The organism is Streptomyces sp. NPDC027189, from assembly GCF_055566975.1.
The window spans coordinates 427,933-445,460 of the sequence record NZ_JBVHRI010000002.1; the positions used below are offsets into that span (position 1 = coordinate 427,933).

General features: G+C 68.8%; 15 protein-coding genes and 1 pseudogene. 6 read left to right on the plus strand and 10 right to left on the minus strand.

All coding sequences use genetic code 11. The features are described from left to right. Positions 1 to 223 precede the first annotated feature (223 nt). Both ACZ4RZ_RS06460 and ACZ4RZ_RS06465 read left to right on the plus strand, forming a co-directional pair. Positions 224 to 1,699: a dihydrolipoyl dehydrogenase family protein gene (locus ACZ4RZ_RS06460; RefSeq protein WP_467742598.1), complete on the plus strand. Its 1,476-nt coding sequence runs from the start codon at positions 224 to 226 to the stop codon at positions 1,697 to 1,699. Between the two features lie 202 nt (positions 1,700 to 1,901). Next, complete coding sequence (locus ACZ4RZ_RS06465) at positions 1,902 to 2,687, plus strand: calcium-binding protein (protein WP_467742600.1); 786 nt, start codon at positions 1,902 to 1,904, stop codon at positions 2,685 to 2,687. A 113-nt stretch (positions 2,688 to 2,800) separates the two neighbouring features. Here ACZ4RZ_RS06465 and ACZ4RZ_RS06470 read toward each other — a convergent pair whose 3' ends face one another. From ACZ4RZ_RS06470 to ACZ4RZ_RS06480, 3 genes are all read right to left on the minus strand, one after another. After that, entirely contained in the window at positions 2,801 to 4,471 is a 1,671-nt protein-coding gene (locus ACZ4RZ_RS06470) for an alkaline phosphatase family protein (RefSeq protein ID WP_467742602.1), read from the minus strand. A 277-nt stretch (positions 4,472 to 4,748) separates the two neighbouring features. Then, complete coding sequence (locus ACZ4RZ_RS06475; protein WP_467742604.1) at positions 4,749 to 6,743, minus strand: DUF1996 domain-containing protein; 1,995 nt, start codon at positions 6,741 to 6,743, stop codon at positions 4,749 to 4,751. Between the two features lie 178 nt (positions 6,744 to 6,921). Continuing rightward, positions 6,922 to 8,151: an NAD(P)/FAD-dependent oxidoreductase gene (locus tag ACZ4RZ_RS06480; protein ID WP_467742606.1), complete on the minus strand. Its 1,230-nt coding sequence runs from the start codon at positions 8,149 to 8,151 to the stop codon at positions 6,922 to 6,924. A gap of 80 nt (positions 8,152 to 8,231) precedes the next feature. Between ACZ4RZ_RS06480 and ACZ4RZ_RS06485 the strand changes: the two genes are divergently transcribed. From ACZ4RZ_RS06485 to ACZ4RZ_RS06495, 3 genes are all read left to right on the plus strand, one after another. Further along, entirely contained in the window at positions 8,232 to 8,519 is a 288-nt protein-coding gene (locus tag ACZ4RZ_RS06485; RefSeq protein WP_467742608.1) for a PucR family transcriptional regulator, read from the plus strand. A 358-nt stretch (positions 8,520 to 8,877) separates the two neighbouring features. Beyond that, on the plus strand, positions 8,878 to 9,546 hold the full coding sequence (locus ACZ4RZ_RS06490; RefSeq protein ID WP_467742610.1) for a hypothetical protein: 669 nt from the start codon (positions 8,878 to 8,880) through the stop codon (positions 9,544 to 9,546). Then, positions 9,504 to 9,860: a hypothetical protein gene (locus ACZ4RZ_RS06495; protein WP_467742612.1), complete on the plus strand. Its 357-nt coding sequence runs from the start codon at positions 9,504 to 9,506 to the stop codon at positions 9,858 to 9,860. The genes ACZ4RZ_RS06490 and ACZ4RZ_RS06495 overlap by 43 nt, the downstream gene beginning before the upstream one ends. A gap of 110 nt (positions 9,861 to 9,970) precedes the next feature. Here ACZ4RZ_RS06495 and ACZ4RZ_RS06500 read toward each other — a convergent pair whose 3' ends face one another. The 7 genes and pseudogenes from ACZ4RZ_RS06500 to ACZ4RZ_RS06530 all read right to left on the minus strand — a co-directional run. Further along, positions 9,971 to 10,687: a hypothetical protein gene (locus ACZ4RZ_RS06500; protein ID WP_467742614.1), complete on the minus strand. Its 717-nt coding sequence runs from the start codon at positions 10,685 to 10,687 to the stop codon at positions 9,971 to 9,973. Next, positions 10,677 to 11,159 (minus strand): DUF6114 domain-containing protein, encoded by a 483-nt coding sequence (locus tag ACZ4RZ_RS06505; RefSeq protein ID WP_467742616.1) that lies wholly within the window; start codon positions 11,157 to 11,159, stop codon positions 10,677 to 10,679. The genes ACZ4RZ_RS06500 and ACZ4RZ_RS06505 overlap by 11 nt, the downstream gene beginning before the upstream one ends. Positions 11,160 to 11,237: 78 nt before the next feature. Next, positions 11,238 to 11,861, minus strand: a complete 624-nt coding sequence (locus ACZ4RZ_RS06510) for a DUF6230 family protein (protein ID WP_467742618.1) — start codon at positions 11,859 to 11,861, stop codon at positions 11,238 to 11,240. A 334-nt stretch (positions 11,862 to 12,195) separates the two neighbouring features. After that, positions 12,196 to 13,032 (minus strand): hypothetical protein, encoded by an 837-nt coding sequence (locus ACZ4RZ_RS06515; RefSeq protein WP_467742620.1) that lies wholly within the window; start codon positions 13,030 to 13,032, stop codon positions 12,196 to 12,198. A 179-nt stretch (positions 13,033 to 13,211) separates the two neighbouring features. Further along, positions 13,212 to 13,832, minus strand: coding sequence for a TetR/AcrR family transcriptional regulator (locus ACZ4RZ_RS06520; RefSeq protein WP_467742622.1), 621 nt, complete (start codon positions 13,830 to 13,832; stop codon positions 13,212 to 13,214). A gap of 29 nt (positions 13,833 to 13,861) precedes the next feature. After that, positions 13,862 to 15,850, minus strand: coding sequence for a galactose-binding domain-containing protein (locus tag ACZ4RZ_RS06525; RefSeq protein ID WP_467743083.1), 1,989 nt, complete (start codon positions 15,848 to 15,850; stop codon positions 13,862 to 13,864). A 325-nt stretch (positions 15,851 to 16,175) separates the two neighbouring features. After that, positions 16,176 to 16,378, minus strand: a pseudogene (locus ACZ4RZ_RS06530) (amidohydrolase family protein); the annotation flags it as partial. A 108-nt stretch (positions 16,379 to 16,486) separates the two neighbouring features. Between ACZ4RZ_RS06530 and ACZ4RZ_RS06535 the strand changes: the two are divergent. Continuing rightward, complete coding sequence (locus ACZ4RZ_RS06535) at positions 16,487 to 17,449, plus strand: hypothetical protein (protein ID WP_467742624.1); 963 nt, start codon at positions 16,487 to 16,489, stop codon at positions 17,447 to 17,449. The last annotated feature ends 79 nt before the right edge of the window (positions 17,450 to 17,528 follow it).

A 17,528-nucleotide genomic window follows, 5' to 3' on the forward strand; every position in this document is an offset into this window, starting at 1 on the left:
ATCGGGCGGCCCCGCGCGGTCACTGACGGTGACCTCACCAACGAGGCCACCGACACTCACCGCCGAGCGACAAAGCTCCGCGGCCCATAGGCTGGCCTCAGGTCGCAGCGCCGCACGATCCGCCGACGCTCCCATCACCGCACGCCGCTGTCCCCCGCGGCGCGTGCTTTCACCACATTCCGCATACCGCCGCCTCGGCGGACGGGCGATTGGGGAGGATCTCATGATCGCAGCCGTGGACCCGGACCGCTCGGAGTGGGACGTCATCGTGCTCGGCGGCGCTGCCGCGGGTGAGAACGCCGCCCAGTACGCGAGCCAGTTCTCCGGCCTGTCCTCGGTGCTCGTGGAGAACAGTCTGCTGGGCGGTGAGTGCTCGTACTGGGCATGCATGCCCAGCAAGGCGTTGCTCCGGCCGGTGGAGGTGGTGGATGCGGCCGCCCACCTGTCAGGAGTGTCGACACGGCTGAACCCCGCCGAGGTACTCGCCCGGCGCGACCGCGTGATCAACGGACTGGACGACACCTCCCAGGTGACATGGGCTCTGAACAACGCGATCGACGTGGTGCGCGGCTATGGGCGACTGGCCGGTGAACGGACGGTCGCGGTGAGCCGGCCAGACGGTTCGACCAGGACGCTGACGGCCAGGCATGCCGTGGTCATCGACACCGGTTCCTCGCCGGCCGTACCGGATGTCCCGGGATTGCGTGACGCGCTGGCGTGGACCTCACGTGATGTGACCACGATGCGTGAAGTGCCACGTCGGGTGGTCGTCCTGGGCGGCGGCGTAGTCGCCTGCGAGGCCGCAACCTGGCTGCGTGGGCTGGGAGCCGCCGAGGCGACGATCGTCCATCGTGGCGAGTGGCTGCTGGCCCGGTACGAACCGTTCGCGGGGGAGCTCGTCGGTGCGGAGCTGAGGGACGGTGGTGTGCGGCTGCAGACCGGACGCACCATGTCCCGCGTGCAGCGGTCCGACGCCCGTGACACGGGCCAGGGTCAAGTACACGGCGGTGAGGTGCGTGTGACCCTCGACGACGGCACGGTCATCGCGGCCGACGAGGTCGTCGTGGCCACCGGGCGTACCCCGAACACCGACGACATCGGCCTGGAAACCGTCGGCCTGTCACCCGGTGGGTACCTCGGCGTCGATGACCACCAGTGTGTGCGGGGCGCGGCAGGCACCTGGCTGTACGCCATCGGCGACGTGTGCGGCCGCGCGCTCCTTACCCACATGGGCAAATACCAGGCACGGATCGCCGGAGAGGTCATCGCGGCACGAGCCGACGGCTCGGCCGACCTGCCGTCCGCCGCGGCGGGACACATCGGACTGCCCCAAGTCGTCTTCACCACCCCCGAGGTCGGCAGCGCCGGCGCGACCGAGCAGCAGGCGCGGGAGGCGGGGATCGATGTCGAGGTCGTCGAGTACGACCTCGGCGCGCTCGCCGGAACGTACGTCATGCGCGCCGACTACCGCGGCCGGGCCAAACTCGTGATCGACCGTGCCGGCGATGTGCTGGTGGGGGCGACGTTCGTCGGGGCCGGCATCGCCGAACTCGTGCACTCGGCGACCACGGCGATCGTGGGACGGGTCCCCCTGGCCACCCTGTGGCATGTCGTGCCCAGCTATCCCACGGCCAGCGAGATCTGGCTCCGCCTCCTGGAGACGCTGCGCTCGCAGCGCCATGCGGCACCCGGCGGGTGAAACGCCGGTCAGGCTCCCTTCCCGTACCGCCGGCACTCGGCATCAGCATCGGGCGCCGGTCTCGCGGGAGGTGCCATGCGTGGGACGAGTGCCTGCCCAAGTGACGGAAACGGCAGTTGAGGGAACGGTCGGATCACTACTATTCGATCAGTTTCGACTCCTGCCCTGTTTTCGGGCGGACAACTCTTCTCTATGAGGACATATGTTCATACGTTCTGCTGCCGTTGTCCTGTCGGGCGCGCTGGCCCTGTCCGCCCTCGCCGTGACGACCGCCGACGCCGACGCCGGCCAAGGGGACACCCAGGTCATCCAGGTCCTCGTCAACAACGGCAACTCGGTCGTGGTCGGCGCCACCGAGAAGAAGACGGTCACACTCAGCATCACCGCCAGTGACGACTCGGGGATCAAAGAAGCCTACGGATGGCTCTACCACGGCCCGTTCGACAACCCCGACGGATTCGCGGGACCCGGTTCCGACACTCCGCTGACCTGCACCCCTGTCCCCGGCAGCGTCACCGCGTCCACCTGCACCGCCAGCATCACCATCGACCCCAATGCGACCCTCATCAACTCCAACGCCGGTACCTGGCACGTCTGGACGTCCGTCGACGCCAACGACTTCGACTTCGTCCAGAAGGACAGCGCGGGCACCTTCCGGATGAAGCGTGCCGCCAAGCTCACCGCCAACGCCTCCCCCGAGCCGGTGGCCGCGGGCGAGGTCATCACCGTCAAGGGCGCCCTGAGCCGCGCCAACTGGAACAACGGCACCTACGGCGGATACGCCGGCCAGTCCGTGAAGTTGCAGTTCCGCAAGGCGGGCACCACCACTTACACCACCGTGAAGACGGTGACCAGCGGTGCCGACGGCGCGGTCACGGCCACCGCGACCGCCTCCGTGGACGGCTACTGGCGCTGGAGCTTCGCCGGGACCAGCACGACCGGATCCGCCAACGCCACTGGCGACTACGTCGACGTGACCGCGGGCTGACCCGGCAGGCACCGCACCGGTCAGGCGGCGGATGACCTCCTGACCGGCCCGGAGCTACCAAGAACCCGTTGCCGTACCCATCGCGCACCGCGAGGTGGATGCCGAGGGGCGTGTCAGCGCACCGGGAGCGCCTGGGTTCGCTCGATGCGTACGGCGTCCAGGGCCTGCGCGTCGAGCCCGAGCAGCCGCAGGATGGTCGGAGCGATCTGCGTGGTACGCACCGCTCCGCCGACGCGCACGCCGTGCGGGGTGGCGGCGCCGACGACGACGAGCGGGACGTCGAGGTCGTCGGCGTGGGCACCACCGTGCTCGGCGATCTTGCCCTTGCCGCCGGTGTAGACGACGCCGTACTGGGTGATGCCGACCAGGTCGGGCACTCGGGAGTCGCCCGGCCGGGCGTGGAAGTACCGAGCGGCGCCCGCACCGGCGTACAGGGTCTTCAGGCCGCTCGCCGTGAAGGCCTTCGTGCTGCCGTCGATGCCGTTGCCATTGCCTGATTGCGCGAGCAGGTACGCCTTGGCGAAGTCGGTGGCGGTCTCGGAGCGGTCGCTGAGCCAGACGAGCATGGCATCGTCGTCCACGGCGTGCGCGACCAGGTCACCGGAGCCCGGGTGGGCCCCCTTCCAGGCGGCGTTGAGGCCGTCGAGCAGGGTGCCGTCGTCGATACGGGTCAACGCCTTCGGGTCGGTGGGCGACTGGCCGTGCTTGGCGGACAGGATGACCGTGGTGCTGCCGTCCAGGTTCCGCTTGTGCAGTTCGGCGAGGAACGCGCCGACCTGCCGGTCGACGAAGGCGAGGTTCTGCGCCAGCAGCGGGCCGGGCACCCCCTTCGCCAGGTAACCGCCCGTCAGCCCGTCGGAGACGGGCAGTTTCTGGGCGGTCGAGACGGACTGGAAGTTCATGCCGAAGACGGCGGGGGTTCCGACCTGGTGAGTGCGGCCGTGGTCGTAGCCATCGATCTGGTTGAGGACAGCCTGCACCTTGTAGCCGTCGTACTGCTCGGTCGCCGCGTTGTCCTTCGTCCAGTCGTCGCCCGCCGGGTAGCCGACGGCCGCGCTGTTGATCTCGGGCGCGAAAAGGTCCTGGATGCCGTCGCCCGAAGGGCCGTTGAGGATGTCGTACGCGGCATGCTTGTCGGACCACGCGGTCCGCAGCCCGGCCTTGCGGACCACGTTGAAGACTGTGTTCACCTTCAGGTACGCGTGCGGGTAGACCGGCGTGCAGGTCTTCGGGTCGACGGGCAGCTTCGACGGGTCGATGAGGCTTGCGGGGTTGCCGGTCATCTTCAGGATGCTGCCGGGCAGGCCGCTCAGCCCCTGGCCCGCGTCGAGGGAGTCACTGTTCTCGTCGAGGTCCTCGGTGAGGTCGACCTCCGCGCCCGGCTTGGCACCGGCGCAGGTCGTCGTGCCGGCCGGGAGGAGGGCGGAGTTGTACGTGTCGTCGTAGTAGACGCCCGTGGTGCTCGGGTTGCCGCCCGTGAGCTGGCCGACCATGCCGGGGAACGAGTCGGAGGGGATCGTGGTTCTCGCGTGGGTGTACTCGACACCGCCGGCGGTGAGCCGGGCGAGCGCCGAGTGGGGGTGGCGGGCGATGTACCAGGCCAGGTCGGACTGGTGCATGCCGTCGATGGACAGCAGCAGGACGTGCCGGGCCACCGGGTGTGCCTGCGCGGGTACGTGCGCCGAAGCGGGCGCGGCGGCCGTCGCAGTGAGTGCGCCGACCGCGCCGAGCGCGATGGCAGCGGTCGTGACGGTACGAGCGGGGCGGAGATGACGTCGGGTCATGGAGTTCTCCTCAGGCTGTGCGGGGCTCCGGGCGGGGCAGGTAGAGCCTGCGAACCGTGCACCGACATCCGAGAGGGCGAACGTGTACGGAAGCGGACTTCCGTACCGTGTCCTGCCCAAGAAACGCATCGGCGCGCGCAAAGAGCCGGCGGGCCGCCTGCGCCAGGTCGTCGCGGCGCGCACTCCACCGTGACGACCGGAGCCCGCCCCGTCGACGGGGCGGGCTCCGGTCGCCGGCGTCAGCCGGCCTGCCTCCTGGGCACCGAGAGGAGCTACGTCAGAAACGTCGCCTGGTACGGAGCAGGAACAGCAGGCCCATGATCATGAGAACCGTTCCGGCCGCGGCCGGCCAGAGGGTCGTGCCGGTCTCGGCCAGCCCGCCCGTGACCGCCTGAGGCTCCGTCTGCGACCCGGCTGACGGAGCGTCCCCGCCGGCGGCCGGCGTCTGAGTGCCGACGGCCGCCCCGCTGCTGTCTTCGTCGTCCGAGCCGGTCTGCGGCTGAACGGCCGCATCGGTCCCGGCGGCTGAGGACGTCGCGTAGGTCTTGGGTGTGGCAGAGACCTTGGGAGTGGCAGAGACCTTGGGAGTCGAACCCTCGTCGCCGCCGACCCCGCCGCCGCCGGCCGAAGGTGCCGTGCCCGGCGACGTGGTGGGGGGTTGCGCCGACTGCTCGCCACCGGAGTTACCGGGGTCGGCACTGGCGCCGGCGCCGGACGAGGCGTCAGGAGATGGTGACGGCGTGTCCTGCGGCTGCTCACCGGCACCGGCGCCGCAGTCACGACCGGAGTTGATGCAGTCGACCACCTGGTTCATCAGGTTCCCGGTCATCACGCTGATGAAGTCGTCGTGGTCGGTGATCGGCTTGTGCAGCTGCTCCGGGAAGCCGTCCACCGCGTAGGCGTTCTTCACCTGGCCGTTCTCGATGACCGGCTGCGGCACGCTGTACACCAGACGCATCGTCAGCTGCGGGATCGCCTTGAAACCGCCCGCGCAGTTGCCGTTGGCGTCGGCGAACGCTACGTGCGTGCGGTGGTTGGCGCTGTCGATGTTCTGGCCGTCCCAGCAGCTCTGGAAGGCGAAGGTCCGCACCACATCGCTGCCCTGCGGGCAGATCGGGTACTTGTCCGTCAGCTGCACCTTGTTCTCGAAGCCGGTGCAGCTCCAATGCGCGTTGGCGTTGCCCGGGCCGTTGGTGAAGGCCTTCGCGTCACCGGTGATGATGCGCAGGAACTGCGGCATCGCGACGACCTTGCCGGTCGGGCTGCCGACGTACTCGATCTGCGCCTGCTTCGCCACAAGGATCTTGCCGACGTTCCCTTCTTTGCCACCGCCGTCGGCGTTCTGGTCGAAGTCCTGCGTACCGTCCTGGACACGAACCACCGGCCAGTAGTAGGACGACAGGTCGTTCTTGTCCTGGCAGCTGGTTCCGCCCTGAAGGAAAGTGTCGTTGCTGGAGAACGCGTTGACCTTCTGGTTGCCGACGTAGTCGTGCAGGTGGTGCGCGCCGTTGGCCACGCCGGGAGCAACGATCACGTTGTCGGTGTTGTGGTTCCCGTTCTCGTTCACACCGCACAGCGTGGTGAACGTACCGGTCGAGGCGTCGCCGGTCGTGCCCGGCTTGGCCGGGACGTTCGGCGCGACCTTCGTGATGTCGACGAAATCCGAGGCGACGGGACCACCGGTGACCTGACTGCCGTTGTTCTGCTGGCCGTCGTTCTGCTGGCCGTCGTTCTGCTGCCCGTTGTCGCTCTGACCACCGGAGGCGTTCTGCGCCGGGTCGGCCGGCATCGCCGTACAGGTCGCAAGGCCGTCGATCGCGTCCGGTGCGGTGCCGCCCACCTGCTGGTAATCGGCCTCGATCCGGCCGATGACCTCGGTTCGCTTGTCCTTGAGCGGCCCGAGGATGGCGTTCTGGACGTAGTTCGCGTCATTCGCCTGCGCCTGCCGCGTCACGGCCAGCCGGGTGTACGCCTCGGTGATCTGCTTGTCGAGCGTCGCCAGCTCCCCGTCCACCTGCGACTTCGCCGCGCTGGGCACTTTGGTCAGTTTCTGGCCGACGTCCGGGCAGTCGATCGTGACCGTTCCCGACGCCGGAAGCTGACCGCTCCCGCTCTGGTTCGGCTGCTGGACCGAATCGCTGCCCGAGCCGCTCTCGGTCGCGGAAGCGTAGACGTTCACCGCCACCAGCCCTCCGCCGCCCAACATCAGCGCGACCGCTGCAAAGGTCGCGCGCCGTGCGCCCGTAGGGCGTCTGCGCTTGCTGCGTCTCAAGGAAGTACTCCTGCGCCTCGTGGCCGACTGGCATGAAAATCCCCTCGCCCCATACGGAAACCGGCCCGGCAGTGTTCAAACGCCTCACGAATTCACAGCAACCTGGTAGGAATCAACGGCGCTACGACTACCTGGGATCCGCCGGGTGCAGGCCGACGGCCTCAGTTCGCAGGTCGGCTCACCGACGCTGTCGGTCGAAGCGGAACGGTGCAAGGGCCTCCGGGCGGCGGCCGGTGCGGACGTATTCGGTGAGTTTGCGGCCGGTGACCGGCCCCAGAGTGACGCCGAGCATGCCGTGCCCGGTGGCCGCGAAGGCGTTGCCGTATCCCGGTACGCGGTCGATGACCGGGAGCCCGTCGGGCAGGAAGGGTCGTCCTCCGACCCAGGGATCGCGGATCAGGCCGACGAGGTCGTCCGGGTCGTCGAACCAGTGGCCCAGGTAGTGCCGACTGGCGAGCGCGACGGCAACGACGCGGCGCCAGTCGAGGCGGTTGTTGTTGCCGCTCAGCTCCATCGTGCCGCCGATCCGTGTGGTGTTGCCGATCGGTGAGGCGACGGCCCGGCGTTCGCCGAAGTACAGAGTGTGCCGGGGCGCCGGGTCCAGGGCCACCGAGAAGCTGTAGCCCTTGCCGGCCTGGAGCGGCAGCGGCTGACCCAGCGAGCTCAGCAGGCGTGCGGAGCGCATGCCCGCCGCGATGACGGCGGCCGCACAGGGAATCTCGCCCTGTGCGGTGCGCAGCGCGGTGACGCGACCCTCGGTGGCACGGAACCCGATGACCTCCATATCCTCGTGGATCTTCACCCCGGATGCGGCCAGTGCCTCACCGAGCCCGCGGGCGAACGCCTCGGGGTCGACCACGCCCTCTCCCTCGACCAGGTACGCCGCGCGCACCCGCGGGGACAGCGCGTCGTCCAGCAGGCGGGCCTCGTCGCCCGTGATGACCTCGTCTGGCATCGGGTAGCGGCCGTCCGCCATCTCCCGTTGGAGCACGAGGTGGTGACGGGCCGCGGCCGGTGACAGGAAGGCGTGCACCATGCTGGGACGGGTCAGGGTCGTTTCGACCCCGGCCGCGCGCAGGCCGTCGAAGAGCTCGAAGGTGGTGCGGTTCAGCTCGGCGATCGCCGCGTAGCCGCGTCGGAAGGCGGCCGGTGTGCTGCTGCGCCAGAACCGCCACAGCCAGCGTACGAACGCGGGATCGGGCAGGGGTCGTAGGTACAGGGGCGAATCCGGGCGGCCCAGGGAGCCGAGCGCGTAGCGCACCACGCCCGGTGCCGGGACCGGTGTCGAATGGCTGAGGCAGATCCAGCCGGCGTTGCCCCGGGACGCCCCGGAGCCCAGGCCGCGCCGCTCGACAACCTCGACCGGAAGGCCCGCCTCGGCGAGGTAGTACGCGGTGCACAGTCCCACGACGCCTCGGCGCCCGGCTGACGGGCGGTTCCTCCGTCCACGTCATCACCGATCTGCGGGTCCACCAACTCCTGGCGGCGGTGGGGCAGCCCGCACGCAGCCGCCTGCTCGAGCTCACCACGGCCGACCTGCGCGCCCAGGCGGACTGGCCGGCGCTCCGCGACACGATCACCGCCTGGTGCGAGAACGGCTTCAACCTCGTCCGGGCCGCCGCAGCCCTGCACATCCACCGCAACACGGTCATCTACCGAATGAACAAGATCGGGCAGATCACCGGCCGCCCGCTGCGTGAGCACCGAACCACCATGGCTCTGTACCTCGCCTGCCTGGCGGACCAACTGGCCGGTGGTGCCGATGAGGAATCTTGACAGCAGTTCCGACGGCAGCTCCCCTTGCGGGGGCGATCGGCGCCAATCCTGATGTGGTTCGCGATCTGCGAGGCCCGGTCAGGCGACCGGCCCGACGGCCAACACCCTGCCCTCGCCCTTCCGGTCAACTTCGCTGCGGAGGCAACTCGCGCGCCCCTACTGTGGATGGGGCGCTGAAGCACACGTGACCGGAGCCGTCGTGCGGCGTCGGCGACTGACGCGGACGCGGCCATACAGTGGGACATGCGCACGGTGGTTCTATTGCGCGGCACAAGGGTTTCGGCATCGTCTCCCACGCACGGGACCGTGTTGTGACCACGACACGGCGGCCGAACCGCTGCCGGGCCTGCCGCCCGACGTGGTCCGCACGCTCCTGGCCACCCTGCTCGACCCCATCGACGCCGCAGGGGTGCGGCAGGGGCCGGACGCACCCGGGCAACCACCGGCCCTGCTGCGCGACACGGTGCGCAGCAGGCTCCGGGACGAGTCCGCCGCGGGCGGACTGCGCGCGGCGGAGGGACCCGATCCGCAGGACGTACTCGACGCCCTCGACGACCACTGGGCCGAAACCCGCCGGCTGCGGCTGACCGGCGAGCCCGGCCTGCTGACCGCGACGGCGACCGCCCTGGCTGAGGCCGTCCTCGACGCCGGCGAGGAATCCGCCTGGGCCGGACTGCGGGGTGACGACGGCTCGGCCCGGACGAGGCTCGGCTCGCTGGTACGGCGGCGCCTTCGGGGCCTCGACCAGGTGGCCGGGGCGGCGATGCAGGCGGTCGCCGAGCGAGTGCAGCACTCGTTGCGGACCCGCTTCGGCCCGGGCGCCACCCGGTTCCTCGTGACGTGCTGGTGTACCAGCGGCATCGCCCGGCCATTCACGCCCGGGTGCGGGAGCGGATCGACGCCGTGGACCCGTCCCTTGGCCGGTCCGCGGACCGGCCGGTGCGGCTGGTGGCGCACAGCCTCGGCGGTGTCATCGCGGTCGACATGGCCACGGCACGGGAGCCCCTGTGGACCTCGTCGTTGGTGACGTTCGGCTCCCAGGCCGCCTACGTCCACCTCCGCGATCCGCGTGGCGGCAAACTTCTGCCGTACGACCCCCAAGGCCTGGTGGGGCTCCCCCCGTCGCTGGGGCGTTGGACCAATCTCTGGCAGCCCCTCGACGTCCTCGCCTTCGCCGCGTCCTGTGTCTTCCGGCTGCACGGCGAGGCCGTCCCGTGGGACGTGCCGTTGCCGCACACGGCCAGTGCGGGCCTGTGGACGCACTCGGCGTACTGGGCCCTGCCCGAGGTGGCGGCGGCCATCCGTACCGCGATGGCGGACCCGTGCCCGGAGCACGCCTGACAGCGAGGATCAGCACCAGGCAGAGCCGGACGTGTGCCTCGTCCGTGTCGTACGCGCTGAGCTTCGTCGCTCGACGCTTCCGTATTCCGCAGGCAGCGGATTTGCGCTGGTCACCCGGCCGCGGCGCTGAGCGCCGGCCCGGTGATGGACATGTCGCCGCTGAGCTGGGTGACCTGTGAAACGGTCACGTTCTCGAAGGTGACTGTGCGGGTGGGAACAGGGGGGTGGGAGAGCCACGGGGGCAGCGCGTCGGGCGTGACGGTGACGCTGCGGTCCGCCGGGAGCGCAGCCCCGCCCAGTCCGACGAGCGTGCCGGACAGCTTCTGGGTGTACAGAGTCACCACGTCCTTGCCCTTGACCGTAGATGTGGTGGCGGGCTTGGCCCGCAGACGCATCGCCGCGCGGCCGCGGCCCGCCGTCAGGTCGAGGTCGCCGAAGTCCATCGACCGTGCGGTGAACTTCAGCACCCGCTTGGACCCGGCCGCAGTCCGGACGGTGACCACGCCGCGGAAGGTACTGCCGTGGAGCACGAGTCTGTCGGCGCGCAGCACCCAGGGGACGTTCGCCGGGCGGGCCGGCAGCTGGTCGACCGGCGTGCCGACACCTGCCGGCGCCTTGGAGGTGCGGATGCCGCCAGGGGCGAGCAACGCCCTCGAGGCCGCTGGTGTGGCGAGCTGTAGGACCAAGGACAGGGCGGCCACTGCCAGCGCGCAGGCGAGGGGCCGCAGCAGCTGGCCGGCCAAGCGGCTCTGCACCGCACTGCTCAGATGGCAGGGCTCGGACTCCGGCCCGCTTGCCGCACAACCGGTCAGGTCGTCACTTGCCACCGTGGTCCTCACCAGCGGGGAGGGTCGTTGATGCACGGTTCACCGCGGGCTGCGACTCGGCGGCGACCGTCGGAGGAACCCAGGCACAGGCGAGGGATCCGCCGATCAGGCCGGAAATCAACCCGATGAAGAGACCCCCGAAATTGGCGACGGGAAACGAGATGAGGGCAAGCAGAATGGCCGTGATCCCTGCGAACACGCGCACCTGCTGGTGGAACCACAGAGAGATGCCCAGGACCACGAGTAGAACCCCGATGATCAACGAACCCGCGCCGGCGGAGGTCGACAGTGCCAGTGGGATGGCGCCGAAGTTCAAGTGCGCGTACGGAAAGTAGATGATGGGCAGGCCCGCCGCGAAGGTGAACAGTCCTGCCCAGAAGGGACGTTCGTCCCGCCAGGTCCTGAATCCCCGTCGGGCGCCGGTGTCAGCGACGCGCAAGTTCCGGCGTCTGCCGAAGAGTTCGAAGAACACGTGGGCTTTCCATGATGTGCGGCGGGCGGGAGGGTGCGGCGAGCGGGCGCGGAAGGGTGCGTGCTCCGCGCTGATAGGTCAGAAGCACTCGTGGCGGCCTTGTTTGAGCCGCACATCGAGGTCCGGAACGTTGAACGTGGCGGCCGAGACTGCGACCGTAGTGAAGCGCACGTCGCTCAGGGAGGCCGAATCCGCCTGCTGAGCAAAGCCGTTGGGATCGAAGAACCGGGAGTTCCTGTCCTCCCGGCTGATCGGGCCCTTGCTGACCGCTCCCGCCGCCACACCGATGTCGAGGTCGTCGAAATTCGCCTGTCTGCTCGACAAGGATGTCGCGTCGAGGAACAAGTTCTTCGCCTCGACCCGGTTCCGTTCGCCGCCGGTGACCCTCAGCGTGTACGGGCCAAGGACCGGGATCGGGACCACCACGGACTGGCACAGCTCGCTGATCTCCGCACGGCCGGCCCCGGTGACCACGACCGGCACGAGGGTGCCCTTCCTGGTCACGTCCACCATGCCGTAGATGCTCAGACCACGGACGTCCAGAGTGCCCAGGGCCACCTGGAACTTCTGGCCGGAGATGAAGAACGACGCGGCCAGTGCTCCTTGCGCCATGCCGATACCGAGGGCCGCGGCGGCCATGACACTCGGGACGAGAACGGCGGCAAAGCGCTTCCAGGAGGTCCTGCCGGCGCGGTGCAGCATCCCGTCTCCTCCGATCATGAGGTGGGCCCGCCGATGCCAGGCAGGGGTAGGCGACGCCCCTCTCTCTAGTGGCGGATCCTAGGCTTCCCGGTGCGGCAGCCGACGGCACGTCAGGTCGGCCAGATGGGTGATGCGGTTTCCGCTGCGGCATTCGGATGAGACGCGGTGCAGTGACGCGGTCGATGTCTGCGATCTTCCGACAATCACCGAGTGGACGCACGTCGGGTTTCTGCGGCGGATGCCGTGCCGCTTCGACCCCGCAGCGCGGAGGCGCAATCCCTCGCCCAGGCCGCCGTCCATCTGGCAGCCGTCCGGATCTTGTCCCGCGGCTCGCTCAGGGGCGTTCGAAGAATTGGAGCACGCCTCCGACCGAGAAGCACAACGCCCCTGTAAGGGTGCCCCAGTTGGCGATGGCGGCATTCACAACGCTTCCGGTGGCGGGACGTGTGAAGGCAGCCAGCGCCGAACCCAGGAAGAACAAGGACCCGAACTGATTGATCGCGACGATCCACCAGCCGAGGTCGCGGGCACGGACGCCTGGCCGGCCATGGCAGACCTCGACCAGCGCAAGGTGCCCCGAAATCAGAAACAGGATGCACCCGACCATGTCGGGGGCCCAGATGAGTCTGTTCACCTGGTGGAGCGAGAGTCCCTGAAGGAAAGAATTCAGCAGATTGATGCCGAACACCAGCGTTCCCGCGAACAGCAAAAAGGTACTGAGCCAGTCGATCCGGGTGGGCTCGTAGCTCCACCATCTCCAGCGCCGTGCCGCCCGCGAGCCGGCTTCGCTGTCCCGGCGAGGAGCATTGATCGCCTGAAGCAGCGACGCGTAGCCGCCGGTGTTGAAGAAAAGGCCGCCGGCGAAATAGATCCAGGCGCTCGTCGCGTCGCCCGGGCCGAACTGAGCGGCTCCGGCCCCGAGGGCGAAAAGGGCCCCGCCAACGGTGAACGCACTCGCAGCAACGTCATTCAGCCTGCGCAGGCGGCCAACCGATACGCTGTCGGCTCGCCGGGAACGGAACTCCGGCTCGCCCGCGGCGCGTACGGTGACCAGGCCACGCTTGCGCGCCGGACGGGACTCCCAGACCGCAGTGCCGCCATCCACGAGGCGCCAGGTCAGCCGGGTTGTGAATGGCCCCTCCCCTTCGGAGTGCTCCTCGTTCCGGCTCATGTATCGACCCCAGATCTGCCGTGCGAAAAAAATCCCTTTTGTTAACTATGTCAGGGGTGCCGCAGGCTCGAATCCTGCCGGCTGAAGCCGTTGCTGTTGCCTTCGAGCAGGCGGCCAACGCCGATGTGCAGGAAGAAGCAATGGGAGCGCTCCCGTGTAGCCACTTCGCCAAGCACACGTCAAGGCATGGGCCAAGCCCGGTGCACGTCGTCGTGTACCAGGCCGGCGATGTGGGCGATGAGCGTGTCCAGGATTTCGGTCCAGGCGGACTCGTCACCGAGCACGAGGTAGTTGAGGGTCAGGCCGTCGGTCATGGCAGCCAGATAGCGGGCCAGCACCGAGACGGGCACGCGGAGTTGGAGGTTCATGTTCCGGGTCAACTGGTCGATCAGAGCGGCGTAAGCGTCGCTGTACAGCTCGTACTGCCGTCGGGCCAGATGCTCGAATCCCGGCTGGCGCAAGGCGTATTGCGTCAGTTCGTAGGTGAGCATGTGCTCGTCGGGGTGGGCGCGGACGTGGTCCCAGTACGCCTGGAAGCCGGCCCGGACCGTCTCCTCGAGCGTGGCCCTGGTTCGCAGTGCGTCCTTCACCACGGTCACGGAGTGGTCGGTGAGGGTCGTGATGACGGACTCGACCAGGGCCTGCTTGGAATCGAAGCAGTAGTGGAAGACGCTCAGGGACACACTCGCCTCGGCGGCGATGGACCGGGTCGTCGTCTTGGCGACGCCGTCCCGGGCCATCGCCCTGATCGCCGCTTCCGTCAGCTGCCGGCGCCGTTCGGCCAGCGGCATCCGTGCCATCTGCGTGTCCTTCGTACTCGTGCCGCAGCTCAGCTGCTGTGGACGCCCACTTCGTAGAGCGAGTATCCCCAGTCGGTGCCACGTTCCAGGCCGTGGATACGGACGTAGCGGGCCGGTGTGCCGGTGAACTGGGCCGTGTCCAGGCCGCCGTCGCCGGACGTCGTGGACCAGGCGGTCTGCCAGTTCAATCCGTCGGATGAAAGTTCGATGCGGTACGACTTCCCGTACGCACGCTCCCAGTCGAGCGTGACGCGCCCGACCAGGTGCGTGGAGCCGAGGTCGATTCGCAGCCACTGGTCGTCGCTCCAGTCGCTGGCCCAGCGGGTGTCCCGTGTGCCGTCCACGGCCCGGCTGGGTGCGTAGCTCGTGAACGGGTTCCACTCCGCCGAACTGGCGGTGACCGCCGCGCCCTTGGCGATGTTGACTCCGGCCTGGTGCTTCTCGGCCGCGCCCCACGTGTCGAGGTAGGACTCGGCGCCCCGGAAGAGGTCGTTCACCACGTCCTGTCCGCCGACGAGCCGGATGTCCTCGATCCAGTCCGGCACGAGGCCGTAGTGGGCGGCTCCGTCGGTGTTCAGGTCCCAGGTGCGCTCGCCGGTGGTCTGCCTGTCGATGACAGAGCCGCCGTCGACGCTGCGGAAGGGGTACGTGACCTTGTTGGGGGCGTCCGCGCCCCGGGGCCCCGGCCAGCCGCCGACACCGTTCATGTCCGTGCCGTAGCCGTAGCCGACGTCGTACTTGTCCCGCAGCGCCTTCGTGCGGTTAGCCTCGGCCACGAATCCCTCCGAGCCGTGCATGTACTGGGCGACGAAGCCGCCGAGGCCGTAGACCCGCTCGGTCCAGTTCAGATCCATCCAGCTGTGCGAGGAAATCACGCCGGGATACGACTCGGCCTCGAAGATGTCGAGCGCGCGGCCGACGGCCTTGACGCTCATATGGTCGATCTCCAGCATCATCTTGCGTTTCATCATGCCGCGCACGGCGTACTCACCGAGGTCGGTGAGACCGCGGGTGTTGCACTGGGCGTCGCTGTCGTACGAGGGGACCTTCACGCCCGCCGGGAGTTTCTCCGCGGCCTCGGACGCCGTGGCTCCGTTGATGGGGTTGTCGTGCTGCGGGCCCGTGCACTTCTCCGTCTTCCAGAAAGTGCCGGTCGACAGGAACTGCCCGACGTTGATGGCCGTTCCGAGCGCACCCTCGTCGAAGCGGACCCCGCACAGGGCGTTGTCGAACTTGTGGCACAGAAACATGCTGCGCACGCCCAGCGCGTACAGCTCGTCCAGCCCTGCGTCGATGTCGGCCTTGCTGCACTGGGCAATGTCCAGGACCTGCTTGCAGCCGAACGGCTCGGAGGTCTCGACGCCCAGGATGACCGCCAGTTTGCCCTGCTTGATGACCTCGCGGGCCTGCGCGCTGTCAGTGACGATCCGGAACCATCCCTTGCCCGTACCGCCGTACATCTTGTCGACGTACGCCTGCAGGTCGTACGTCAGCTTCGCCTGGAGTCGGATCGACGTCATCTCGTCGCAGCTGCGGTCCTTGAAGAAGTACACCGAGCAGATCACACCGTTGGTGACGAGGTCGTTGACGAGCACCCGCTGGCCGCCGCGCCAGGCCCGTTCCACCCAGGCGTAGTAGTTCTGCTGATGGGTCAGCGAGTCGTGCGCGGGCCAGTCCTTGAACGTGGGCCAGCCGACCGGGTCGTGTCGGCCGTCACCGCCCTTGGTGATGAAGTCGAAGACCGCGAGCGAACCGTCGGGGTAGTGCTCGGGACAGTCCTTGAGCGCGTCGGCGATCCCGGCCTCGGAGAACGTCTTGCCGCAGATGAGTCGCCCGCCGAAGGCCTCGTTGGCAAAGAGGTGGTCGTGGGCGTCGACGAAGCCGCGCACCTCTCCTTCGGCGTTGGTGCCCGTGAACGGCTCGCCGGTGACGTCGATCTGGGAGTCCGGGGTGGGGCGTGCGGTCGGAGTCCACCAGTCGTTGCCGGCCGCCGAACTCGGCGTGGGGCCGAGGGCCATGGCCAGCACGAGGATGAGCAGCGACACAAGAGTGACGTCCTTGCGCCTGCGGTACGAGCTTCGATCCACGGTCACTACACATCCCTCGGTCGGCGGGGATGACGCGGTCAACGAGCAGGCCGGCGGGGTCCGAAGACAGCCCCTCCCGGATTGTCATGACCGGTGCAAGTTATGCGACGAGAATCACGGCTGACACATTCCGAGTCAAGAGTCCCGGACGATTGACCTGATGACCCCGTGACGCCGTCCCCCTCGGCCGGAGCACTTGCCTGGGTCGGGAAACCTGGACTCCTTGGCCGTCACAACAGCCCTCCCTTCGCATCAGCGGATCGCCGTCGACGACGGTCAGGTCGACGAGCCGGCCTTCCTCGACAGTGCCAAGGCCGCGGTCGACGCCGAAGACGCGGGCGGGCTGGACAGTCACCGTGCGCAGGGCCTGCGCCGGGCACAGGCCGTCCGGTGCAGGGCACGCAGGCTCAGGCGCAGGGCGAGGCCGACCGGGACGAGCGGCCGGTCCGCGCCGAGGGCTGACCCGTCGGCGCGCCTCGGTGATGGGAGCCGGACGTGACGCGGCTGTGACCCGGAACTATGGCCTCCACCACAGTCGAGTTCCGCGGAGCCTGATGAGCTGACCGGATGCGCAGAGCCACCCCCCTCTTACTTGTTCTCGCCTCAGCACTCGCCCTCACGGCGTGCGGGCACCAGGCCGACGTTCCCACATCCCACGCGCGGCCCACCTCGTCGGACGACCCGAGGTTCCTGCCGTTGGCCGCGTACGACATGTCCGACGACGACGGCACCACGGTCGGCAAGGCCCGGTGGACACTCGCCAAAGAGTGCATGGCACGCCTCGGGTTCGCCAGCCTGAAAACCCTCGACACCGACCCCGTACCCGCCTGGCCCCAACGCCCCGCCGGCACGGGCGTGCTGATGGCCGTCCTGTATGCCTCGGACGACTTCCGCTACGGCATCCAGGACCCCGAGCAGGCCACGCGGTACGGGTATCACGCGGTGCAGGCCGACTATCAGCGCCGCTACCCGGAGAAGAAGTGGACCCTCCCCCAGTACCTCGCGCTCACCGGCGAGTTCGTCGGGGACGATCCGAAGACCGTCCATGGCCACCGCATTCCGAAGCGCGGCTGTCTCGGTGAAGCGGACCGCGCGATCTACGGGATGAATCGCCAGGACCGGAAGGATCCGGTCCTGGATCTGGAGGCCAAGAGCCTCCAGCAGGGCATGCGGGACCCCGCCTGGAAAGAGGCGGACAAGGCGTGGTCGGCCTGTATGCGGAAAGCGGGTTACGACTACGCCACCCCCAAGGACGCCGAGATCGGTAGCGACCGCCGGCGTCAAGAACTCGAGGAAAGGCTGAGCGGGCCGCAGCACGACCCCGACGAACCGTCCGCCCTCGAGAAGAAGACCGCGACCGCCGACGCCCGCTGCAAGCGGCAGACCGGCTACGTCCGCACGGTGCACGCCGTCGACATACGCATCCAGAACCAGCTCATCGCCAAGAACGGAACGAAGCTCGAGGAACAGCTCCGCTGGAACAACGACGCGGCCCGTAAAGCCCACGATGTCCTCGATGACCGGTCATGAAGACCGGCCTGCTGCCACCCGCGCTCGTCGCGTCCTGGACTTGTCCCTGTGCGGAGCGGAGCACGACGGCTCGTCGGGC